The organism is Nostoc flagelliforme FACHB-838 (genome assembly GCF_014698065.1).
GTDB classification, from domain to species: domain Bacteria; phylum Cyanobacteriota; class Cyanobacteriia; order Cyanobacteriales; family Nostocaceae; genus Nostoc; species Nostoc flagelliforme_B.
This window is the reverse complement of sequence record NZ_JACJSI010000007.1, coordinates 108,234-131,782: the sequence shown is the minus strand read 5'-3', so window position 1 is coordinate 131,782 and position 23,549 is coordinate 108,234. Positions and strand designations below refer to the sequence as shown.

Below are 23,549 nucleotides of genomic sequence, written 5' to 3'. Positions count from 1 at the left end.
TTAGGAGTAGTGAATATTCGCTACTCCCAACTCTCCACTCCCCACTCCCTTTGCCAATTACCAATTACAAAAGGAAAATTACCAATGGCTATTACAACAGCAGCTTCCCGTCTGGGAACAGAAGCTTTTAGTGATAACGCTCCTCTAGAATTGCGCCCAAATGCAAGTAAAGAAGACATAGAGCAGATAATTTCTGCCGTCTATCGTCAGCTGTTGGGCAACGATTACTTAATGAAATCTGAGCGTCTCACAAGTGCTGAATCTATTCTGCGCGATGGGAAAAGCACAGTACAAGAATTTGTGCGTCAAGTAGCCAAATCAGAACTGTACAAATCCAAGTTTTTCTACAACAGTTTTCAAACTCGCGTCATTGAACTGAACTATAAACATTTGTTGGGTCGTGCGCCATACGATGAGTCTGAAGTGATTTATCACTTAGACTTATATCAAACCAAGGGATATGAAGCCGACATTGATTCCTATATTGATTCGCCAGAGTATCAAAGTAGCTTTGGTGACAATATTGTGCCTTTCTATCGCGGTTTCAAAACTCAAACAGGTCAGAAAACTGTCGGATTTAGCCGAATATTCCAACTTTATCGCGGCTATGCCAATAGCGATACCTCCCAGCTTAGAGGTAATTCCCCCCGCCTTGCCGGTGAACTAGGTCGCAATAGTGCATCTGTTGTTGTTCCTCCATCTGGTGGCCCTTCCGGCTTTTCCTACGTTGCTCCTGACAAAGGCGTTACCCCCAACAGTACTTTTGGTGGTGCAGGAACTTTCGGACAAGAAGGCAGACTTTACCGCATTGAAGTGGCAGGCGTTTTTGGAGCTGGGTATCCTAGCACACGCCGGGTCAATCAAGCTGTGATTGTACCTTATGAAGGACTATCTGCTTACTTCCAGAGAGTGGTAAAACAAGGTGGCAAGATTGCTAGTGTGAAGCCACTTTAGTCTCATTGGTCATTGGTCATTAGTCATTGGTCATTAATTACAGACCAAGGACTAATGAAAACTTTAATTTATAAATTTGGAATTGATTTATGCTTGGACAAATTAATGGTAGAAATAGTAGCCGCTCCTTCCGCTATGAAGTAGTCGGTCTGCGCCAAAGCGAAGAAACAGAAAAAGTCGGCTATCCCATTCGTTCTAGTGCCAGTGTGTTTATCACAGTGCCTGAGAACCGGATGAATCAGGAAATGCAGCGGATTACTCGCTTGGGTGGCAAAATAGTCAGCATTCAGCCATTGAACGCTGAGACAACACACAGCGAACACAACCATGAATCTCAGTCCGCAGAAAATTGAAGATTTATCACTGACAGGTGGCAATGCCGACGGTGGATCTTTAACGGTAGAGCAGGCTCTAGTTAATCTTGAAAGTGCAGATTTAGGTCTGCGGTTTTATGCTGCCTGGTGGTTGGGTAGGTTTCGCATAAGTGAACCAGCTGCGGTTACAGCACTGATTAAAGCGTTAGAGGATGAAGCCGACAGGACACCAGAAGGCGGATATCCTCTACGGCGGAACGCAGCTAGAGCTTTAGGGAAACTAAGCGATCGCCAGGCAGTATCACCTTTAATTGGGTGTTTAGACTGCTCAGATTTTTATGTACGAGAAGCAGCGGCACAATCCTTAGAGATGCTGGGCGATCCGGCTTGTATCCCTGCACTAATCAAACTATTAGAAGTAGGTTTGCAGGGAGAGCAGCTGATATCACAGCCTGATTTATCTCAACCTTACGATGCCATCTTGGAAGCCTTGGGAACCTTGAGGGCGACTGAGTTCACCCATTTGATAACACCATTTTTAGAGCATCCAATCGAATTGGTGCAATATGCTGCCGCACGAGCCATGTATCAATTAACCCAAGAACCAGTTTATGGAGAACGGTTAGTAAAGGCTTTAGGGGGAGAAAAATTGCAATTGCGTCGAGCTGTGTTAGCAGATTTGGGAGCGATCGGATATCTACCCGCAGCAGATGCGATCGCACAGACTCTTGCCGAAAATAGCCTGAAGCTAATTTCTCTGAAAGGATTACTAGAATATCAAGTTAACCACACAGCAACAAGCACTTTGTCCGCAGGTGCGATTAAAGTGATGAATTTGATGGACTCGCTGTTGTAGTCCTAAGTTCTAGTTTGAGAAGAATTCAGGAGTCAGGAGTCAGATAAATTCTGACTCCTGAATTCTTTTATAATGATAAGTTGTTATTAATACGTTTAAAACAAATGTTTATTACTTATAAACCCCCAACCCGACTGCACAATCTGGGCTAGGGGTTTGTGTATGATGTCAACTACGGATAACTTAAGCTACAATTGGCTGATGGCTAATTACCCATGAAAAATTATTATGAATAACAGCGACCTTGCTCAAATATTGATCCGTGCTGTGGAAGAAGCAGACTCCTCGGAGCGCCTATTAGACGCAGTTCAGCAGTTAGCAGCAGCTGGTATAGAAGAATCTGTTCCCACTTTGATTGCAGCTTTGGGCTACAACAATCCGGGGGCGGCGGTGGCGGCCGTAGATGGGCTGATTGCGATCGGGGAACCCGCAGTACCGCCATTGTTAGAACTGATTGATAACTACAATTACGGTGCTAGAGCTTGGGCTATTCGTGCCTTAGCAGGAATAGGTGATGTCCGGGCACTAGATACCTTGTTCGAAGCAGCAAAAACCGATTTTTCCTTAAGTGTGCGGCGGGCCGCTGCCAGAGGATTAGGCACTTTGCGCTGGCATCAACTACCACCAGAGAAACTAGAATCTGTTCAGACTCAGGTATTAGAGGCGCTATTACTAATTTCTCAAGATTCAGAGTGGGTAGTGCGCTATGCAGCAGTGACGAGTTTAGAAACAGTAGCGATCGCCATAGCAGACACTTTACCCGATCAAGCGTCGCGGATTACAAATCAACTTCAGCAGATGCTCGATACAGATGTTGATCTCGGAGTTCGCACCCGTGTAAAGTTTGCACAAGATAAAATTCAGCAGCAACAACATCAAGAAGTGTTTGCACCGAAAAGAAAGCTACAGGAAACTAAAGTGCCTCATCGTGGTGCTGGCAGGCGTTAACTAAGGGAATCAAATATTTAGATCGCGCAGCGCCAAACGAATTTGTTCAACACGCCTGCGGTTGACACCAAGATCCGAATCTCCCACGCGAGATGCCGACCGCAGATGAATTACTGACTCATTGGAAGGTAAATAAAACTCCACATCATCAACAAATTTAAAGATGCGGCTTTTAGAAAGAGCATGGATGTAATTAGGAGTCTGTTCTATAACCTCTGTGCGAGGAACAACAGTGAGAACTTTTAGTAAGGTTTCTCTAGCTGCATCGCGGTCTACATGATAAGCAATCGGGTCGATAGCGTGCTTGGAGTCAGCATTTTGACTGACAACACAGTTAGGGGAAGGAGGACAAGAACTAAGATGACCATTATCAACTCCCAAACTAGAAGAGGCTGCCCAAGTAGCCCCAGGAAGTATTAAACTACTAATCAAAGTTAGGAGTATTACAAAAGTGACATTCCACAATAGTCGCTGACGAAACGCTGTTAGCAGATGAGACATAATAAATTTACTCCTCTTGTTTTAAATAGGACTCAATTATTTTCGGTCATTTCGGGTGAGTATTTATAAGATTCTGCCGCTTCAAAGGTTTAGACTTAGGAATCGCGGAATCACCTCCCCAATGGCTATCAAGACCCCAAGCCGAGCAGTTAATTACCTACAGGTGCATCATAACCAAGAGCGATCGCTCCAATGGTGTAACTTTGACTCTAAGATTTTTATAGCTACTTTCTGCCTCGCTCTTGCATTTCTTGTTGGCGCATGGGCATAGCGTCAATTTGCTCAAAAATTGCTGTCGCTTTGACTGGTGTAGTGTCTTGGCGCTTAACACCACCATCTTTGCCCACCAGAATAACGCGAAAATTTTCTTTATCAACTCCAAAGCGATTTCGCAAATTGGCAGCAGAAGAATCATCTATTAACTGTCCGTTGGCATAACTTTGATTCGGCAAAACTTGAACAAGAACTAAATCCCGGTCTATAAAACCGTTTTGGTGCTGGTCAAATAACTGCATCTGTTGCTGATAGTTATGGTTATTAACAGATGGTGCAAACACTAGTAAAACGCGGTTTTGCCATTTTTGGGAACTAAGGTTAAATGAAGACATTTTCGCATGGGTTGAACCTTGGACAGTACCAGCAATGCTGACTGGTGATGCGGCTGTAAATGTTAATAGGGTTAGGGCGATTAATAATGAGTTATTCACTTCGGGGATTGTTAGGAGCGATAATTTTCGGACGGTCAAAGATGAATAAATGCGTGCTTGCAAAAATCAAATCAAAGCCAAATCAAGGGTTTTAGAATATTTGCACCCACTTTCACTAGGCTACTCATAATTCATATAGAAAAATTTCATGCTACTAACGGCGATAAAACTAACCAGATAATAAAGACTGAATTTCTCCCTGGATATTGCCACGGGCAGATGGTTCGGCGAATTCTGACATTAAAGGCGTAAAGTAGATACGCGATCGCTGTAAAAATCGTTCTAAAATCTGCTGACGACCTGTGATATAATCTTTCTCTGCCATCCAGCTATATTCCTGGCGAATAGCATGGGTATATTCTCCATACAGCACTTGGTTAGTAGCCAAAACCGCTAAATCTGCATCAAGTAGGACTTGGCTATCATAGTCATCCACCGCAGCTTGATGGTTTTTAGTATTCAGAATCAGACGCGTGACAGTAGTTATGGTACTGTCTGGAATACCCAAGTTATTTAAGAATTCAAAAGCATAGTCTGCACTTCGTTCTTCATTATCTTGAGCTTGAGAATCATATACTACATCATGAAACCAGGCAGCTAGTTGAACAGCAGCTAGGTTGTTGGTGTAGCCTTGCAAAATCTGAATTGTGCTAAGGACGCGATCAATGTGTTGTAGCGTATGGTAATAGCGACCAGGAGTAGAGTAAGCTGCAACCAAGGGATTAAAAGCTTTCTCAGCCACTACTTGCTCAACACCAAAGGGTTGGAGTGTGTGTTGCCAGTCAGAAAATAAGATATGCGTAAGATTTTTTGTGGGCATAAATATAGTATTATCCACACCTTTAGTATGACTGAGCCAGTCTCTTATGTTGCAACATCCGTAAATCAAGTTAGAAATAGATCAACAAAAGGATAACACTTGTTATTGAATTGAGCATTGGGAATTGGCAAGAGGCAGAGGGGAAAAAGGGAAAGGAATAAGAAAAAACCTTTCCCTTTAACCTTTCCCCTTTTCCCACCTCTTGCAAAAGTTACTTTTGCAAGAGGTTTATTATTCTTCCCCTTGTCCCCTTGTTTCTTACCTAAATATGGTGACAGCTAAATGAAAGCGTCAAAATAGAAGACACAGGCTTTATACAAAAAGCCCTATTTTGATTAACGGAGTTTATTATCAGTGGTATTACAAGTACAAACAAGCACCTACGAAGCTAAAACCCAAGAAATTGCTAAACAACTTCTAGCAGCAACCCAGGAAAATCGTTCGTTTTTTTCTTCCCTGCGGGATCAAATGCGCTGGGATGATAAATTACTAGCTTGGGCAATGAGTAATCCTGGGTTACGGGTGCAATTATTTCGCTTTATAGATACCCTACCTGCTTTACACAGTAAATCAGAAATTGCCTCACATTTACAAGAATATTTAGGAGATGAAAGTGTAGAATTACCGGCAGCTTTGAAGGGAATGCTAAACTTTGCTAATCCCGACTCGATGCCAGGGCAAGTTGCTGCTACAACTGTTGGTACAGCCGTTGAGACTCTTGCTCATAAATATATTTCTGGGGAAAATATTAAACAAGTCATCAAAACAGTTGAACGACTGCGAAAAGAGAAAATGGCTTTCACCATCGATTTACTTGGTGAAGCGGTGATTACCGAAGCCGAAGCGCAATCTTATCTAGAACGCTATCTAGAATTAATGCAACAATTGGTGGAAGCATCGAAGAATTGGCCAGCTATCCCAGCTATTGATGAGGCTGATGGCGAAACCATCCCAAAAGTTCAGGTTTCTGTGAAGTTAACGGCGTTTTATTCGCAATTTGACCCATTAGATGCTAAGGGTAGTGAGGAGCGAGTTAGCGATCGCATTCGTATTCTCTTACGTCGTGCTAAAGAATTAGGCGCAGCTGTCCATTTTGATATGGAACAGTATGCCTACAAAGATATAACTCTCAGCATCCTGAAAAAACTGTTACTAGAAGAATTTCGGCAACGCACAGATATTGGTATAACCATCCAAGCATATCTGCGTGATAGCGAACAAGATGTCAAAGACGTAATTTCTTGGTTGAAACAGCGCGGTTATCCTCTAACAATCCGCTTGGTGAAAGGCGCATATTGGGATCAGGAAACTATCAAAGCAGCGCAAAAGCATTGGCCACAGCCAGTTTACAACGACAAAGCAGCAACTGATGCTAATTTTGAAACCATCACTCAGTTATTGCTAGAAAATCATGATTATGTGTATTCTGCCATTGGTAGCCATAATGTGCGATCGCACTCTCGCGCCATTGCCATAGCTGAAAGTTTAAATGTCCCCCGCCGTCGCTTTGAATTACAAGTCCTTTACGGTATGGGTGATAAAGTTGCCAAGGCATTGGTTGACAAGGGTTATCGAGTCAGAGTTTACTGCCCTTACGGTGAATTGTTGCCGGGGATGGCGTATTTAATTCGGCGGTTGTTGGAAAATACCGCTAATAGTTCTTTTTTACGGCAAAATCTCGAAAATAGACCGATTGAAGAGTTACTAGCGCCGCCGATTGTCAAAGATGAAAAGAACTCTTTAACTCCTCACTCTCATTTTCTCGGTGCTGCTGATACTGATTATGCTGAGGAAGAGGTGAGAACGAAGACGGCGCAGGCTTTCCAAAGGGTTCGCCAACAATTGGGTAAAACTTATTTGCCGTTGATTAATGGCGAATATGTTAATACGCCGGAATTTGTCGATTCTCTCAATCCTTCTAATTTCAGTGAGGTAGTTGGTAAAGTTGGATTGATCAGTGTTGAACAGGCGGAACAGGCAATGCAAGCTGCTAAAGCGGCATTTCCTGGATGGAGGAAAACACCAGCTAAACAACGCGCTGATATTTTGCGGAAAGCGGGTGATTTGATGGAACTCCGCCGCGCTGAATTATCGGCTTGGATGGTTTTGGAAGTTGGGAAACCACTTAAGGAAGCTGATGGAGAGGTTTCGGAAGCGATAGATTTCTGTCGGTACTACGCTGATGAGATAGAACGGTTAGACGAAGGTTTTAATTACGACATTCCAGGCGAAACTAACCGTTATATTTACCAACCACGCGGTATTGTTGTAGTAATTTCTCCCTGGAATTTCCCGCTAGCGATCGCTTGTGGAATGACTGTCGCAGCTTTGGTTTCAGGCAATTGTACTCTCCTTAAACCGGCAGAAACATCTTCTGTAATTACGGCAAAACTCACAGAAATCTTAATCGAGGCTGGTTTCCCCAAAGGTGTATTTCAATACGTACCTGGCAAGGGTTCCCAAGTCGGCGCTTATTTGGTAAATCATCCAGATACTCATGTAATTGCCTTTACGGGTTCCCAAGAAGTCGGTTGTCGAATTTACGCAGAAGCGGCAACTTTGAAACCCGGACAAAAGCACATGAAACGGGTGATTGCGGAAATGGGTGGCAAAAATGCCATTATTGTCGATGAAAGTGCTGATTTAGACCAAGCCGTTGTGGGGGTAGTGCAGTCGGCATTTGGTTACAGCGGTCAAAAATGTTCTGCCGCCTCCAGGGTGATTGTACTGCAACCGATTTATGATGCCTTTGTGCAGCGATTGGTAGAAGCGACAAAATCCTTGAACATTGGGGAAGCAGAGTTACCAAGTACACAAGTTGGGCCAGTGATTGATGCTAATGCCCGCGATCGCATCCGCGAGTATATTGAGAAGGGTAAGGCAGAAGCAGAAGTAGCATTAGAATTACCAGCACCCGAACAAGGATATTTTATCGGCCCAGTCATTTTTAGCGAAGTATCGCCAAACGCGGTAATTTCCCAGCAAGAAATTTTTGGCCCTGTGCTGGCAGTAATTCGGGTGAAAGATTTCCAGGAAGCGTTAGCAGTCGCCAATGGTACTAATTACGCTTTAACTGGTGGACTTTATTCTCGAACACCTTCCCATATTCAGCAGGCGCAGACAGAGTTTGAAGTCGGTAATTTGTACATCAACCGCAATATTACCGGAGCGATCGTTGGACGGCAACCCTTTGGTGGATTCAAACTTTCTGGAGTAGGTTCAAAAGCAGGTGGCCCTGATTACCTACTGCAATTTTTGGAACCACGCGCGGTGACAGAAAATATTCAGCGTCAAGGTTTTGCACCAATTGAAGGTGCAGATTAAATCGTCTAGGGTAGGCATTGCCTACCTTTTTATGGGTGTAGAGACGTTGCAATGTAATCTCTCTATACCCATAAAATACCATCAACAATCTTTAACTAAATAGTATTAATTTATGATTAACTTAACTATAAAAATTGTTAAATTTCCTGAAGATTTTACTGCCATTAAAGCAATTAGAATATCAGTTTTTCAGGAAGAACAAGGTGTAGATTCCGCTTTAGAATTTGATGGCAATGATGAAATATCCGATCATTTAATTGCTTATTTAAATGGGGAAGCTGTGGGTACTACTAGAATTAGATATTTAGATGATAAAACTGCCAAAATAGAAAGGCTTGCTGTTTTGTCTACAGCTAGAGGGAAGGGTATTGGTAAAAAGATTATGGAAAATGCCCTACTAGTGATAGCTAACAAAAATATTCCAGAAGTAGTGATTCATGCTCAAGAATATGTGAAAGATTTATACAAAAAATTGGATTTTCTAGAAGAAGGAGAAAGATTTGAAGAAGCCAGCATTATCCATGTGACAATGAGGAAAAAGTTCTCACAGTCAAAATAAAAATATATAGTATGTTTTTTATTAATTAGCTATAAAAAATGCAGTTTTATGAAAAATTAACTCAAATATCGCATCAGTATCGACTCTAGCTGCGCTATCCGAAATGGCTTAATGAGGTAGTCATTAACAGTACCCGTCAACTGGGAAATTTCCTCTTCTAAAGGTTCACTAGAGGTTATAATTACAATTGGCAAATCTTCCCAATCAGGCTCTTGTTTAAGGATATTCAGCAAATTCAAGATTTTAACATCCTTGATTAACTGGAAATCAAATAAAACTAAATCTGGTTGGAGGTTTTGCGCCTGTTTTAAAAAGTCATTTCCATTATCTATCCATTTGACTTGGTAGCCAATTGTGTAAAGATAATCTTGCAATACTGTGGCAGTATTTTGATTTCCTTCCACAAGCAGAATGGTTTTATTTTTGGAAATGACTGGAGAAGAAGAGAACAAGGTAAAATTTTCTTCTTCATTTCTCTCATCTTCCGGTTGCACTAAATTTGGTAAAAACAGAGTGAACTGACTACCTTTTCCCAAAGTCGATGTCACCGTAACATCTCCACCGTGCAAACGCGCTAATTTGCGTGTTAAAGCTAAACCCAAACCAGTGCCTTCGTACTGCCGATTTAACCGACTATCAAGTTGTTTAAATGGTTCAAATAAAAATTGAAACTGATTTGAGTCTATACCAATTCCAGTATCTGAAACTGTAAACGTTATCCCTTGGGGTAGTTTTTTGACTACTAACGATACCTGACCGACGGAAGTGAATTTAATGGCATTGGTGAGTAGATTAAGTAACATTTGCTTGATGCGCCGTTCATCAGCAATGCAAATATCCGCTTCTTGCTCAATTTCATGTGTGAGTTGCAATCCCTTTTCTAAGGCGCGATCGCGCACTGTCCAAATGGCATAATTACATAAATCTGACACTGCTAAAGGTAAGAGTAACAGTTCCTCTTTCCCTGCTTCTACCTTAGATAAATCAAGAATATCATTAATCAGTGTCAGCAGATGTTCACCACTACTATATATAGAATTTACATATTCGTTCTGCTTTTCATTGAGAGAGCCAACTATTTCTTGTTCCAGCAATTGCGACAAACCCATAATCGCATTGAGAGGTGTCCGCAACTCATGGCTCATGGTTGCTAAAAATTCACTTTTTGCTTGATTAGCGGCTTCTGCTGCCTCTTGAGAAGCACGCAGTTTCAACTCTGTTTGCTTGCGTTCAGTAATGTCCTCAATCATCGCTAGAAAAAACTCAGGTTCACCATTGCTGCCTGGTATAACAGAAACAGAAATATGAGTCCAAATTAAGCTACCATTTTGATGTATGCAGCGTCTTTCCATCTCAATACGATGTCTTTGGACAAGCTGCTCCTGATGTTTGGAGGGTTGCAACCCATCACTCGAAGTTGTTTTTAAGTCTGTGCGGATTCCTGAAATTAGTTGTTTGTAAAGTTTTAAATCCCCCCTTTGTGTGGAAATGTAATCGGTAAAGCACTTGCCGTATAGTTCTTCCCGGCGATATCCTAAAATCTCGTATAGTGCCAGATTCGTATCGACTATCTGTGCTTTCATATCTATCAGTCCAATGCCGATAGAGGAACGCTCAAAAATCGCCCGGAATTGCGCTTCACTCTGTCGCAGTGCTTCCTGTACGACGTTTCGCTCGTTCGCTTCTATAGCCAGCGTCACAAAATCTGCAATCGAACCAGCAAAAGTCTCTTCTTCTAAAGTCCATTGGCGACCTTTGCCTACGTGTTCGTGACACACTACACCTACCAAACGACCCTCTACCCAAATTGGTGCATCCAATAGGGACGTAATGCCCATAACTGAAAGATAAGATTCAGATAATTCTTGGGTTCTAGTATCATTTACGGCATCATCTGCTGCAATGGTACGTTCCTCTTGTAAAGCCTGGAAATAAGCAGGAAAATCTGTTTTTGAAAGCGAGTTACCAAAAGTATGCTTTTTAGTCCTCACATCATACAAATTTATGCATTCAATTTTGGAACGTTCTTCATTATATAACCATACGCCAACTCGCTCTACTAAGAGCGTCCCAGCAGTAGTTTCTGTGATTTCCCTCAACGCCGCATTGAGATTACCTTGCTGAAATGTCTTGCTTCTTGCTAGCTGTACTAGCGTCTGGCTTTGTTTTCGCCGACTATTTTCTCTGCTTTTTAAAGCATCTTGGGTCGGGTTGTACTCTGTAATATCTCTAGCTGAAACCACCTGCATTAGTTGCCCTCAAGAAGAAATAATTTTGCCTTACAGCTATACGCAAAAAGTAGAACTGCCTTTGTATAACTACAACTACGAGACATGGTTTTTCAGAACCGGAAAGTATAATTTTTCTAATCAAATCTTATAATTCTGGCTAACTCGTTCCAAGCAAGATTTTACTAATTACTTTTGTTACTTCATACTTATGGTTTTTGCCAGGGGATAATTAGCATTTCAAATAGTTTTACTCTCAAGTAATTCCACTATGAACTAAAGATACTATTAATTAGTATAATATTTTGAATTTAGGTCTGGGGACTGAGAAAATTTTTATTAGTCCTTAATACTTAATTCTTAATCTTTAATCCCTAGTCCCCAGCCCCCAATGCCCAGTAAAATTTCTTGCTTAGTGGTGACTAGCAAAACACCCTTAATTCTCCTAGAGAAAGATACCTAATGACTCAAATTCTGCCAAAATTAAGGTAAAGGCAGCTTTTACGGAGGTGGAGCGATGACAGAAAGTGATGTGAGAATTGTTTCTTTAATTCCCGGTGGAACAGAGATTTTAGCGACGCTAGGGTTGGTTAATGCTATTGTGGGGCGATCGCACGAATGCGATTACCCTCCAGAAATCCAAAATCGCCCCATTTGTACCCAAGCACGTTTAAACTCTAATGCCTCCAGCAGCCAAATTAACGATGAAGTGAACAATTTATTGCAATCTGCTCTTAGTATTTATGAAATCAAAACAGATGTTTTAGAGCAGTTGCAGCCTACCCACATTCTCACTCAAGACCAGTGCGATGTTTGTGCTGTCAGTTTACACGAAGTCGAAAAGGCAGTTGCCACACTCATTGACAGTAAACCCCAAATTATTTCTTTACAACCCAATATTCTCGAGGATGTGTGGACTGACATTGAGCGAGTCAGCAATATATTTGGTGTAGACTCACTAAAAGTCTTAGAAAATTTAGAAGCTCGCGTCAAAATTTGTCAGCAAAAAATCCAAGGACTTTCTTTAAATGAAGTGCCTACTGTCGTTTGTATCGAGTGGACTGATCCTTTGATGGTTGCTGCGAATTGGATTCCTGAATTGGTTAACTTAGCAGGAGGACAGTCTCTATTTTGCACTACAGGTCAGCCTTCTCCAATTTTGCCGTGGGAAACACTAGTAACAACTGATCCTGATGTAATTGTTTTTATGCCTTGTGGCTTTGATTTAAATCGTACTCGCCAAGAAGCCAATTTGTTAACTCAACGTCCAGAGTGGCAAAAACTGCACGCTACGGAAACTGGTAGGGTCTACATCACTGATGGCAATTCCTACTTCAATCGTCCAGGGCCCCGACTGGTAGATTCTCTAGAAATTTTGGCCGAAATTCTGCATCCAGAAATTTTTCAATACGGCTACAAAGGAACTGGTTGGGAAACTATGTAAAGAAGAATTCAGAACTATTAGTTTAAAACATTGGCGGATTCTAATCGCCCACAAAGAATAATTCTGATTCCTGGATTCTTGTTTAAGGTATTTGTTCAGAATCTGCCGATGGCTCATTCTTAAATAACAGAAGGCGTGCAGCAAGTATCGCAAATCCCACAGCAGCGATCGCTTTTAACACGCGCGTAGGTAATAATTCAGCTACTGCACCCCCTGCCAATGATCCCAACAGGCTTGTCAACAGCAATGCACCTGCTGCACCAAAAAATACTGCACGCGGAGAATTACAACGCCCTGAAAGTGCGATCGCCGCTAGCTGACTTTTGTCACCCAATTCTGATAAAAAAACTGTAATAAAGCTCAGTCCTAAAAGATGCCAATCCATATTATTAAGGGGGAGTGGGGAGTGGAGGAGATGGGGAAGCAGGGGAGGCAGGGGAGGCAGGGGGAGAATGACTAATGACTAGTAAATACATCCCAAAACAGCATTAGGGAAATCACCAACAACATCATACCTGCTGATTTTTCTACAGTTTTTGGGCTGAGTCGGTTGGCTATCCAACTACCTAAAAGTACGCCTAATAAGCTGGTGGTTATCAGCGCCGCCGCCGATCCGATAAACACCACCCAAGGCGAATGAGATTCTGCACTCATTAATAGGGTGGATAGCTGAGTTTTATCTCCAATTTCTGCCAGAAAAATAGTTACAAAAGTTGTACCAAAAACTACTAGCGCTGATTGCTGCTTTTGAGGACTATCGGCAACTACAGGCTGAACTGATGGAGTGATCGCAGGAGCTAAGTTAAAATCGTTGCTGTCTTTCAGTTCTAGCTCGATCTCAGTCTGAGATATGCCAGAAATGCCCAAAGAAGCAGAATCAAGTTTCACAGGCAATAGTTTGGTTGCGAGGTTGTTTTCATATTTCTATCATATTCTCAGATTGTTGTAATAAATTGCAATTCTAGATACTAAAACGAGGACTGGGAATGTCACAGCCCAACAGCTTGATTGAAGCGTAGTATTTCCAGACTGCGATCGCCATATACTGCCTCTATTTGCTGGCGACAGCAGTCGATAGCAAAATCATTAACTTCTTCTGGTTCAACTCCATACATATCTTGAAACACTTCTGATTCGACACGGCAGAAGCGAGGACGCTCTGAGTAGATGCGGCATTCTCGCGTAGTATGGTCGAAGTTAACGCACCATCCGCCTTCGCCTACCATGCTGAGGTAGAGTTCTAGTTCTGGCGGTGAGAGATACTCATCCAAATCTGGACGTTCTGCTGGATCAAGATTACAGCAGGCTCCACATTGCTTTACACATTGCCAAGTTGACATTTTCGGTTGGGGGATTGGGGATTTGAGGATTGGGGAGATGAGGGAGCAGGGGAAGTAAGGTAAGAAGAACTATTGATTATTGCCCTATGCCCCTATTTTACGTTTTTATGTCTTTTCTTATAATTTTGTTAAGTAAATTAAATCTAACAGTCCATAGCCAGATATGATCGATTGCGGGTTTTGTAATTAAGTTATTGAATTTTTTAAAGCAATCGAGAGGAGAAAAGGAAAAATGTTTGACGCTGTCTCTGACTTGTTTAACGCTTTTACCAGCATCAATTGGGAAGTTATTTTCCAATTACTTTCCGTGGCGCTAATCGTCATTGCTGGGCCAGCGGTAATCTTTTTGCTGGCATTTCGCAACGGCAACTTATAAGATTTATGAGTGCTGATTAAGAGTTAGGAGTGAGGAGTGAGGAATTAAATTTTATTCTCAACTCATAACTCATAACTCATAAATCAGCACTCACAGTTTTACAATCATAAGTGATAAGTTAATTAAGAATTCCTAACTTTTAACTGATAACGCCCGAAGCGCAGCTTGAATAATACTGTCATAGTGTGGCTGAGAGATATCAACTTCTTTGGCATTTTGACGATTAGTGCCCAGTAAACCAATCAGATTTCCTGGCTGCATGGCTAAAACCTTGCCTTCAGTATTTTTAATTCTTAATTCTGCTTCAATGCCATTTTTATAGAAACCACAAGTATACTGTCTCTGATTGTACTCAAAGGTGGTAATTGACGGGGTAGGTGGCGAAACAAAAAATTGTTGAAGCTGAATTGGCAATCTAACACCTATTAACTCCAGCTCAATGGTGATGTTACCGTTAAAATAATTTTCTCGCAGTTTGTAAGCGACATCCACTCGCGGTGGTAAGCGAAAATAGTCACCCCAACGCCAGGCGATCGCTTTGATTTTGTATTCCTGATTATCAACAGTTTGAGCGATTGTCAATTTAATATGGCCCTTGCCAACGATTTTTTGCTCAACCACTTGAACATTCGGTGTCCAGAAAACTGGATCGGGGTTGTCCATACCGCAGGGGTGTAGAGTATTAAGCTGTTGATAAAGCTGCTGATTGATGTGATTGAGGTTAACTTCGGCATCAATTTTGAGTAGAGGCTTGAGATGCTGCGGTTCAAGACATTGGTTAGCAAACTCAATCAAACGCGATCGCACCATCTCTAAATTCTCTGCTAGTAGAGAGAATCCTCCGGCTGCTTTGTGTCCACCAAATTTGCCTAGTAAATCGTGACAATATTCCAAAGCTTCAAATACATGAAACTCTGGAATTGAGCGTGCTGAACCGCGTATATGTGCCTCATCCTCATAAGTACCGATGAACACGGGAACGCCGTAGCGTTCTACCAATCGGGAGGCGACAATACCAATAACGCCATGATGCCAATTGGGTTGAACAACAATTAATACACGATCCTGCTGTAGAGATGCCACAAATTCCGTCTCCACATAAGCGATCGCTTCTTGTTCAATTTGCTGACACATCTCCTGGCGAGAGGCGTTGACTTGTTCGCACTGCATTGCGAGTTCCAGCGCCACTCCCATATCATCCGTAGTCAGCAATTCAATCACAGTCTGGGGATTACCAATCCGACCAATAGCATTAATTCGCGGCCCCAGGCGAAAACCGATATCTTCAGGTTTGAGGGATTTGGGATTGGGGATTTTCTCCCCTGCTCCCCTGCTCCCCTGCTCCCCTGCTCCCTCACCCCTCGCCTGCACACCGCCTACCTGAATTAACGCCTGTACCCCAGCTAAGTTGGATTTAGGTAAATGCTGTAAACCGCGTTTCACCCAACGGCGATTCACACCAGTTAAGGGGGCTAAATCTGCGATCGTTCCCAGTGTAAACAGTGCTAGCATCGGCTGAATCAAGCCCTTAGTCTCCCCTAGCTGTTGTGCTAGAGACACTGCCAAAATGTAGGCAACACCAACACCAGCAACACCCCGATAAGGTGAGGATTCAGCTATTAGTTTGGGGTTGAGGATAGCGTTAGCTGGTGGTAATTTTTGGGGAATGTCGTGGTGATCGGTGATAATCACTGCAATACCAAGTTCTCTAGCCCTAGCAACTGGTTCAAACGCAGAGATGCCATTATCTACAGTCAGAATTAATCCCACACCCTCGCTGTGAAACTCTTCAACGATGCGTTTATTAATACCGTAGCCTTCGTGCATCCGGCTGGGAATAGCATAATCTACTTGTGCGCCTAAAGTGCGGAGACTACGCAAAAGTAGAGCAGTGCTAGTCATTCCATCAGCATCGTAGTCACCACAAATAGCAATTTTTGTTTGAGAGGCGATCGCATTTTGCAACAACTCCAAACTAATCGCCAAATCTGGGAAATCTTCTAATGGCGAAGGCAAAACTAAGGACTCTGGATTTAAAAATGCTTGTACCTGTTCTGGTGTTTCCATACCCCGATTAATCAACAGCTGGCTGACAATGGGTGAAATATTTGTCAAAACCGCCAATTTTTGAGCAAATTCTGGTTTTTGTGGGTAAATCTGCCAGCGCTGATCGGGTAAACGCTTGCAAGGCTTGGATAGTTCAGATGCAGGTCGGTCTAACACAGTATAAAGTTAGGAGTTTTCAGTTATGAGTGTTGAATTGAAAATTGTTTCTTAACTCATAACTAATAACATTATTTGCTATCTAAAACACGTTTATCCTACCATCATCCATAATACATAACGAGCGATCGCCTGGAAAGCGCTAAGTCGGACGGAGTTGCAGCCGCAGTGTGCCAAAGTTAGGTTTGGGGACAATTGCTTATAGTGATAAACCCTTTTCGCTCCCAAAAATGAGAGATGTATTTGGTTCTGTACAGCAATTCTCATTATGAAAAGGGTTATCAACACTTTTAGCGTAAAACTAACTGATGGAAACTGGGATGTGTTGAGAATTTGCTGAATAATGATCCCCTACCTCGCGCATGATTATCATTTTTATTTAGGTTATTTTGAGTATTTTAACTGGTTAGCAAAATGCGCTTTGTCTAAACTTCTCACCGATGGGTATAACCAACCTGCATAATGTGGGCTTAATGAATTAATTAACCAATAATTTGCACTTGCCGAATCGATAAAATCATGTCATTATAATCGCGATCACCACCACCAACTAAGTCCTCGAAACCAAATTTGTTATTACCCAAGCTGCCAATATGGTCTACACCATCACTATTGATACCTAAATGTGATGTGAGGATACGACTGAAATCTTTATTAATGCTCGAAAGGGTACCATCAGAAACTAAGAATGGTAGGTAGTATTCACCACCTGTTAAATTAACAGAAATTTCTTGAGTCTGAAGATTAGATGCTTGTATCTCTGTGCCTTGAACTAGGCGGTCTGTTGTTATTAGTTCCAGATAACGCTGCTTTTGTTCAACGCTCAAACCAGATGTTGGGTCAAGTAACATACCAGTAAGTGGGTCTCGAATTGAGCCTTTAGCATCATCAACTCGGTATAAGTAAGCAGAGTTGTTATTTGCAGCTTCTCTTTGAAGTGATAAATTTAATTTCACTTGTTTGCCATCAAAAGCGGCAGAAGATTTGAGATCAATTAATTCATCAATGGTATTTGATTGTGCTTGACTTTGACTTATTGCTAATAATCCTAATTGAGAGCGTGCTTCTTCGGCAGTCAAAAACTTTGCACTAAGATTGAACAACCCGGCTAGTGATAACTTGGCTGTTTGCCCAAATTTGTCACTGCTGGCAGTCATTATTGCTCCACCATTATTAAGTGTGGGAAGCGAAAACTGCACAGAATTGGAATTCAGACCTTTAAATAGTAATTCGTCTTTCGTTCCGTTTTGAATTACAAAAAAGACTGCTTGTTCTCCTTCTTCAAAAGCAACAGTGCGAGTCTGAATGCCAATATCTGGGTTGCGATTTTTATTGCTTAAGCTACTAAAAAGGGTTTCACCGCGTTGAATAATAGTTTGTTTGGCTTCTTCGGTCGATTTGACAGATTTGCCGTTTACCTCAATAATTTGCCCATCCGAATCGAAGCGAACGCGTGCCATTCCAACTTCCGAAGCTTCAAGTCCAGAAAAACGATCAAGAGTAAATTGAACATAGCTACGGTTGCCGTAAAAGTTTAATCCATCCTGAATTGGACGAACCTTCATACGGCTGGCTCCTAAATCCCAGTTAGCGGCAACCAAAGAATTAGCAATTTTAGCATTAACAAGATCATCTTCGTCACCCCATTTGCCATCTTGAAGATAAACTACAGCCCAGTCAGCTTTGCCATCAAGGTTTCGGTCTTGGAGTACTGCGCCTGTTAGTGCATCATCATCGGACTCTCCGCGATTCGGATTAAATAGTCGGCGGAAATCATAAAGGGTGCCGTCAGATTTACGAATTAGAATAGTATTTACAGGTAAATCATCAGGTCCATCAGGTAGTTTAATCTCTACCCTCACAGGTTTTTGTTTAATGCCCTCTTTAATTTTTTGCTGTAAAGTATCCTCACTAATTACCGGGTTAGACATCACTTCAAAATTGATGACATCTAACGCAGACACCAATTTTGTTAGAGATGATTTTTTGAGGTCTTTGCTATCAAAAGCAGTGATAGAGTCTGGTACAGCATCATTAAAGCGTTGAGTCGCTATATTAATTACTAAAGCTAGTGTTTGAGAAGTTCCACCAAGTTGTTTTTGGTCTTGTTCGTTAATCGCTATGATTATTGGTTTTTTGGTGCCATCTTGACCAAATAGGGCAACTACTCCTGGGTCAGAAGCAGCTTTTTGGCTCAAACTTTTGAAATTACTATCAGTAGGGTTCTGTTTGGCAATTTCAAGAGCAACTTCTTCTTCAACGGAATTACTAACACCGTCATTATCGGTGTCAGGAATAACACTAATACTAATTATATCTGTATCGATTAGGATATCCGTACCAAAGTTGCTTAAGTCACTAGTGGTAATGGTTAAACTATCCTGACCACTATAATTTTTATTACCTTGATAAACAATTCCTTCTAAAGCTTTGTTGATATCTGCTACTTTTCCTATCAAAGTCATTGTCGCGTTAGATTTACCATCTCCAGCTTTGAAAGTTATTCCGGCAACCTGCTCTAAAGTCAAAACACCTTTGCTAACAGCGAGTGTTACTTCAACCTCACCTGTTCCTTCATTAACATCTACATCACTGATGCTGATAGCGTTACCTTTTTGAGCGCTGAAAATTAACGTTTTATTTTCGTCAACCTTTTGGTTCTGAGGTATGTTATTTATAGGAGCGTCATTAACTGGAGTGATAGTAATTTCTTCCTTTTTCGTATCAGTTAAAATGCCACCAGTTCCAGTATTTCCTAAGTCACTAGTAGTAATTGTTAATATATCGATGCCGTTCGCGTTGAGGTTGCCGCGATAAACAAGACTATTAAGGGCAATGTTAACATCGGCGATTTTACCTCGGAAGATGACATTCGATTTACCATTACCATTGGTGGCATCCAAAGTTAGACGAGTTAAATCTTTTAAAGTTAAAGTCCCCTTAGTAACCGAAAGCTTAACTTCGACTTCATCAGTACTTTCGGCTGCATCTACATCTTTAACTTGAATAGAGTTAATACCATTTAAAGCTAAATCTGTATCTTCGTCTATTTTCTGATTAACAGGAATAGTAATTTCAGGAGCATCATTGATAGCTGTAACTTTTATTTGGACAGTATCTTCTTTCTTCAGTTCTCCAGGAGAACCAGTATTACCCAAGTCACTAGTGAGAATTTTTAGGATATCGTCACCATTAAAATCTTGATTTCCTCGATAAGTTAAACCTTCTAAAGCGTTATTAATATTTGTTTGTGTACCCTTTAAGATAATTGATTTACTGTCATTGCCTTGTTGAAGAGTTAGTCCTGTTGTTTGTCCTAAAGTTAGTTTTCCTTGTGTGACAGAAAGGATTACTTGGATCTCGTTTGCATTTACTGCAAAATCAATATCGCTGACGCTAATTGCATTTTGAGTGCTACTCTTAAAGACTAAATCCTTGTCTTCCTCTATGTTTTGTGGCCCAGGGAATGTATTGACTGGGGCATCATTAACAGCAGTAATATTAATTTGTACTGTTTTACTCGCATCTTGAAGAATATTTCCTTCACCTTTGTTTCCTAAGTCGCTAGTAACAATACTTAAGGTATCAGTGCCGTTGTAGTTTAAATTTCCTCGATAAGCTAAACCGTCTAGTGCTTTATTAATTGCACTCTGTGTTCCTGTAAAAGAAATACTAGGTTTACCGTTGCTACTATCTGGTATAAAATCTATGCCTGTAGTGTCTGCTAGTGTTAAAGTACCCTTAGTTACAGATAAAGTAACTTCTAATTTTCCAGTACCTTCATTAACATCAACATCGCTGATAGTAATTGCCTTACCATTAGCTGTGCTGAAGATTAAATCTTTATCCTCTTCAACGCTTTGGGAACCAGGTACTGTATTAACAGGAGGATCGTTAACAGCATCTATATTAATGTTGATTAATTTTTCATCTTTCTTATTACCACCATCACCAACATTACCTAAGTCATCTGTAATAATTTTGAGCGTATCGGCACCATTTACATTTATGTTGTCACGATAAATCAAACCATTGAGAGCATTATTAATATCAGCTAGCTTTCCGCTAAAAGTTATACTAGGGTTAATATTGCTATTACCAGAAGCAAAAGTAATGCCAGTTATTGAGGCTAGAGTTAAAAACCCTTTCTCTACAGAGAGGGTGACTTGTAGAACTCCTGTAGGATTCTCATTTACATCTACATCATCAACTCGAATTAGATTATTATTAGCGCTGTTAAATATTAAATTAGTATCTTCCTTGACAGTTTGCACACTTGGTACGGTATTTACAGGTGCATCATTAATGGCATTGATATTAATGCTAATAGTCTTGTCGCTGGGAGTAGTAAGACTAGCACCACTATTGCCTAAGTCATCTGTTAATATACGAACTGAAGCAGGGCCATTAGAGTTAGCAATTGGCTTAAAGTTCATGCCATTTAAGGCTTTATTAATATCTGTGATAATGCCTTTAAATTCAAGCGTAGCATCATCAGTACCATCCCCTGCACCACCAGAAAAATCTAACCCGCTAATACCATTGAGGCTAAGAGTACCTTTGCTCGCTACAAGCGTGACTTTAATAGGATTATTACCAGCATCTGGGTCACTTATCGATATCAAATTGGCTGCTGTAAATGTTAGAATTTCATCTTCATTGATAGTTTGCGTTCCTGGAACAGTGTTCACGGGTGCATCATTTTCGGCAGTAACATTAATAACTTTAGATACAGCAGTGCTAGTTCCACCATCACCATCATTGACTATAATCGAAATAGTGCGGCTAGGGTTAGGTGTATTAGAAATATTTTGATAGGTAAGATTTTGAATCAAAGCTTTAACAGCAGATAAAGTAGCATTAACGTTAGTAAATCTAATAACTAAGCCTTTGCCACTAACACCATTATTAGTAGTGTCAATATTGCCGAAAACAGTTCCGTTATAGCTAACATTCCCACTACTTAAAGTAATACCATTACCACTATTAACTGAAAGTTGGTCTTCTGCTCCACTACCACTGCTATAGTTAACTGTGAGATTACCTGCATTAAAGTCAGAGGAATCTACATCCGTAAGAGTAATGTTGCTATTTATAATAGATGCAGCAATATTAAGTGCATTTTCGTTTAAAATAACAGAAGAAATTGTATCTTTTAGCTCAGGATTATTATTAATGTTAGTAAAGCTAATAGTCGGAGTTTTTTGACTAGAAGTGTTGTAGCCATCGCTAAGAGTTATATTAAAAGATGGAGCATTTTCACTACCATTGTGAACAAATTGAACTACTCCGCTGTTGATATCTTGCTGGGTAAATGTAGTTTTAGGGATACCATTTAGCCGAAATTCACCATTTTGAAGATTGCTAATGGTATATGTAATTTTACTAAGGTCAATGCTATTATCAACATCTGTCGCATTAAAGTTACTAGAAGAGAGAGTGATTGTCTCCCCTTCTTTCACTGCTAGAGTATTGACTTTTAATTGAGGTTCAGTTAAAAAACGGATAGAACTAACACCATTAAGGGTAGATGCATTGACTGAATATGCTACACCAAGTGGTTTGCTATCTTCTAATGTACCCTTGTTTAAACCAATGCTGGCAGTACTTCCATCATTTGGTGTTGCCGTTGAATAAATAAAATCAATATTATTGCTGTCTTTGTATAATACAACTTGAAAGGTTATATTATTATTATTTTCAGCTTTGAAGTTAGTCCACTGTACAATAAAACGATTAGATTCTGATTTTGTGTAAATTTTTCCTGTGCGGTCAGTAGCAGTTATTTGTGCATCTAAATCATCCCAAAAAGGGAAAATGCTATTTACTGGTACGCCAGAACTAGTAGATGGAATAATAGCGTTATTCCTAAATTGAGCGTTTCCATTAAATGAAATCCCTCCATTTTCACCAATAATTATTTGATTGAAATTATTGCCGTAGAAATTAAAGGCAAAAGGCAGAGTAATCGGAGTTTGAGTTTGCTGGTCTCTAGCTATTGTACTCTGGAAGATGCCAGTAGAACTGATATCTGTAAAAGCAACCGTTCCTTTAGTGCCTTCTTTTGAATCATAATAGGTGTAATATTTATCGCCACCCGTTCCAAATACTCCAGCATAAGTTACTAACACTTCAGGTTGAAATGTTAAACCAGGAAAATGTGAAATATCTTTGCCGTAGCGAACATCTAAATCCCAGTTACTACCTAAGTTTGAGTTACCAACAGCAGTACTAGAAGCGTATATAGTAGCTTGACTAATGTTGTGCAGTTTCTCTAAAAACTGAGTTCCGGCATCCGCACCAACATTACAACCATAAAGAATAAGTGCAGGAGTGTGGTAGTTAGAAGTTGAATTGAACCAAGTTTGAAGTTCTTGGGTGTAATGTCCTAAAGTTTCTAGGCTTAGTTCCGCATTCCCTAAATAAAGTGTTCCCGGCGCTCCGTGTGAGATGATATGTATACTCTCAACATACTGGTGCTGAGACAAAGTTTGTGTAATTTGCTCGACTCCATCAACTTCTGGATGCAAAATATAGATTTCTGCACCTGCTTTTATACCATTTCTAAGGTCTTGATAATCTTGTACTTGTGAGTCAATGAATACTAAAATAGAGCTATTTTCTAGAAAAGAAGCTTGGAAAAATAAGGGCTGGTTAGATTTCATACTTTTGCTCGTTATTTTTTGCTATTAATAAATAAAATCTAAAAGTTCAGTTAATTAGTGCTTGAATAGTTATCTTCAATTGCAAACTGTTGATATGGTAAGGAGTTATCAAATAACTGTAAGTTAATCACTCTCGCTCGTTATCCTTACCAAGTGAACACTATATTAGAGAATTAATCTTTGCACCCTTTTAAACTTGTTGTACTTTGTTATTCTAAGTACTTTACATAGGATCAACCTCAGTAATTACTCTTAAATGCAATTTAAACCCTCTTTTGTTACTACGAGGA

At 40.7% G+C, this 23,549-nt stretch carries 17 protein-coding genes; 8 read left to right on the top strand and 9 right to left on the bottom strand.

From position 1 onward, the window contains the following. The first annotated feature begins 84 nt into the window (after nt 1–84). From H6G97_RS05980 to H6G97_RS05965, 4 genes are all read left to right on the top strand, one after another. Nucleotides 85–954: a phycobilisome linker polypeptide gene (locus H6G97_RS05980; protein ID WP_190939772.1), complete on the top strand. Its 870-nt coding sequence runs from the start codon at nt 85–87 to the stop codon at nt 952–954. A gap of 89 nt (nt 955–1,043) precedes the next feature. After that, nucleotides 1,044–1,307, top strand: coding sequence for a phycobilisome linker polypeptide (locus H6G97_RS05975; RefSeq protein WP_190939771.1), 264 nt, complete (start codon nt 1,044–1,046; stop codon nt 1,305–1,307). Continuing rightward, entirely contained in the window at nt 1,282–2,124 is an 843-nt protein-coding gene (locus tag H6G97_RS05970) for a HEAT repeat domain-containing protein (protein ID WP_190939770.1), read from the top strand. Before H6G97_RS05975 ends, H6G97_RS05970 begins: the two co-directional genes overlap by 26 nt. 228 nt (nt 2,125–2,352) lie before the next feature. Continuing rightward, a complete protein-coding gene (locus tag H6G97_RS05965) occupies nt 2,353–3,072 on the top strand; it encodes a HEAT repeat domain-containing protein (RefSeq protein ID WP_190939769.1) in 720 nt (239 codons plus the stop codon). A 9-nt stretch (nt 3,073–3,081) separates the two neighbouring features. Here the strand turns inward: H6G97_RS05965 and H6G97_RS05960 are convergent, their stop codons facing one another. From H6G97_RS05960 to H6G97_RS05950, 3 genes are all read right to left on the bottom strand, one after another. Then, nucleotides 3,082–3,573 (bottom strand): DUF1499 domain-containing protein, encoded by a 492-nt coding sequence (locus H6G97_RS05960; protein ID WP_190939768.1) that lies wholly within the window; start codon nt 3,571–3,573, stop codon nt 3,082–3,084. A gap of 224 nt (nt 3,574–3,797) precedes the next feature. Next, nucleotides 3,798–4,280, bottom strand: coding sequence for a DUF4174 domain-containing protein (locus H6G97_RS05955; protein ID WP_190939767.1), 483 nt, complete (start codon nt 4,278–4,280; stop codon nt 3,798–3,800). Nucleotides 4,281–4,449: 169 nt separating this feature from the next. Further along, nucleotides 4,450–5,100, bottom strand: a complete 651-nt coding sequence (locus tag H6G97_RS05950) for an HD domain-containing protein (RefSeq protein ID WP_190939766.1) — start codon at nt 5,098–5,100, stop codon at nt 4,450–4,452. Nucleotides 5,101–5,454: 354 nt separating this feature from the next. Here H6G97_RS05950 and pruA point away from each other — a divergent pair, with 354 nt between their 5' ends. Together pruA and H6G97_RS05940 are read left to right on the top strand one after the other, a co-directional pair. After that, on the top strand, nt 5,455–8,424 hold the full coding sequence (gene pruA, locus H6G97_RS05945) for an L-glutamate gamma-semialdehyde dehydrogenase (RefSeq protein WP_190939765.1): 2,970 nt from the start codon (nt 5,455–5,457) through the stop codon (nt 8,422–8,424). Between the two features lie 112 nt (nt 8,425–8,536). Then, nucleotides 8,537–8,983: a GNAT family N-acetyltransferase gene (locus H6G97_RS05940; protein WP_190939764.1), complete on the top strand. Its 447-nt coding sequence runs from the start codon at nt 8,537–8,539 to the stop codon at nt 8,981–8,983. Nucleotides 8,984–9,039: 56 nt separating this feature from the next. Here the strand turns inward: H6G97_RS05940 and H6G97_RS05935 are convergent, their stop codons facing one another. Further along, nucleotides 9,040–11,232 (bottom strand): hybrid sensor histidine kinase/response regulator, encoded by a 2,193-nt coding sequence (locus H6G97_RS05935; RefSeq protein WP_190939763.1) that lies wholly within the window; start codon nt 11,230–11,232, stop codon nt 9,040–9,042. A 496-nt stretch (nt 11,233–11,728) separates the two neighbouring features. Between H6G97_RS05935 and H6G97_RS05930 the strand changes: the two genes are divergently transcribed. Next, entirely contained in the window at nt 11,729–12,655 is a 927-nt protein-coding gene (locus H6G97_RS05930; RefSeq protein ID WP_190939762.1) for a cobalamin-binding protein, read from the top strand. 82 nt (nt 12,656–12,737) lie between these two features. Here the strand turns inward: H6G97_RS05930 and H6G97_RS05925 are convergent, their stop codons facing one another. The 3 genes from H6G97_RS05925 to H6G97_RS05915 form a co-directional block, all read right to left on the bottom strand. Beyond that, complete coding sequence (locus tag H6G97_RS05925; protein WP_190939761.1) at nt 12,738–13,040, bottom strand: TMEM165/GDT1 family protein; 303 nt, start codon at nt 13,038–13,040, stop codon at nt 12,738–12,740. A 71-nt stretch (nt 13,041–13,111) separates the two neighbouring features. After that, the gene (locus tag H6G97_RS05920) at nt 13,112–13,543 is read right to left on the bottom strand and encodes a TMEM165/GDT1 family protein (protein WP_190939760.1); all 432 of its coding nucleotides are present in this window, start codon (nt 13,541–13,543) and stop codon (nt 13,112–13,114) included. A gap of 101 nt (nt 13,544–13,644) precedes the next feature. Beyond that, complete coding sequence (locus tag H6G97_RS05915; RefSeq protein ID WP_190939759.1) at nt 13,645–13,995, bottom strand: YkgJ family cysteine cluster protein; 351 nt, start codon at nt 13,993–13,995, stop codon at nt 13,645–13,647. Nucleotides 13,996–14,227: 232 nt separating this feature from the next. Between H6G97_RS05915 and psb30 the strand changes: the two genes are divergently transcribed. Then, on the top strand, nt 14,228–14,371 hold the full coding sequence (gene psb30 / locus H6G97_RS05910) for a photosystem II reaction center protein Ycf12/Psb30 (RefSeq protein WP_190939758.1): 144 nt from the start codon (nt 14,228–14,230) through the stop codon (nt 14,369–14,371). Nucleotides 14,372–14,503: 132 nt separating this feature from the next. Here psb30 and H6G97_RS05905 read toward each other — a convergent pair whose 3' ends face one another. Both H6G97_RS05905 and H6G97_RS05900 read right to left on the bottom strand, forming a co-directional pair. Next, a complete protein-coding gene (locus H6G97_RS05905) occupies nt 14,504–16,594 on the bottom strand; it encodes a DHH family phosphoesterase (RefSeq protein WP_190939757.1) in 2,091 nt (696 codons plus the stop codon). A 482-nt stretch (nt 16,595–17,076) separates the two neighbouring features. Further along, nucleotides 17,077–23,259 carry a DUF4347 domain-containing protein gene (locus H6G97_RS05900; RefSeq protein WP_190939756.1) on the bottom strand — a complete coding sequence of 2,061 codons (6,183 nt, stop codon included), beginning with the start codon at nt 23,257–23,259 and terminating at the stop codon, nt 17,077–17,079. Nucleotides 23,260–23,549: the final 290 nt, after the last annotated feature.

Bases quoted from the DNA above. Each gene is read 5' to 3' on its own strand.
- H6G97_RS05980 (WP_190939772.1), top strand. From the start codon at position 85: ATGGCTATTACAACAGCAGCTTCCCGTCTGGGAACAGAAGCTTTTAGT.
- H6G97_RS05975 (WP_190939771.1), top strand. From the start codon at position 1,044: ATGCTTGGACAAATTAATGGTAGAAATAGTAGCCGCTCCTTCCGCTAT.
- H6G97_RS05970 (WP_190939770.1), top strand. From the start codon at position 1,282: ATGAATCTCAGTCCGCAGAAAATTGAAGATTTATCACTGACAGGTGGC.
- H6G97_RS05965 (WP_190939769.1), top strand. From the start codon at position 2,353: ATGAATAACAGCGACCTTGCTCAAATATTGATCCGTGCTGTGGAAGAA.
- H6G97_RS05960 (WP_190939768.1), bottom strand. From the start codon at position 3,573: ATGTCTCATCTGCTAACAGCGTTTCGTCAGCGACTATTGTGGAATGTC.
- H6G97_RS05950 (WP_190939766.1), bottom strand. From the start codon at position 5,100: ATGCCCACAAAAAATCTTACGCATATCTTATTTTCTGACTGGCAACAC.
- H6G97_RS05940 (WP_190939764.1), top strand. From the start codon at position 8,537: ATGATTAACTTAACTATAAAAATTGTTAAATTTCCTGAAGATTTTACT.
- H6G97_RS05935 (WP_190939763.1), bottom strand. From the start codon at position 11,232: ATGCAGGTGGTTTCAGCTAGAGATATTACAGAGTACAACCCGACCCAA.
- H6G97_RS05930 (WP_190939762.1), top strand. From the start codon at position 11,729: ATGACAGAAAGTGATGTGAGAATTGTTTCTTTAATTCCCGGTGGAACA.
- H6G97_RS05925 (WP_190939761.1), bottom strand. From the start codon at position 13,040: ATGGATTGGCATCTTTTAGGACTGAGCTTTATTACAGTTTTTTTATCA.
- H6G97_RS05915 (WP_190939759.1), bottom strand. From the start codon at position 13,995: ATGTCAACTTGGCAATGTGTAAAGCAATGTGGAGCCTGCTGTAATCTT.
- psb30 (WP_190939758.1), top strand. From the start codon at position 14,228: ATGTTTGACGCTGTCTCTGACTTGTTTAACGCTTTTACCAGCATCAAT.
- H6G97_RS05900 (WP_190939756.1), bottom strand. From the start codon at position 23,259: ATGAAATCTAACCAGCCCTTATTTTTCCAAGCTTCTTTTCTAGAAAAT.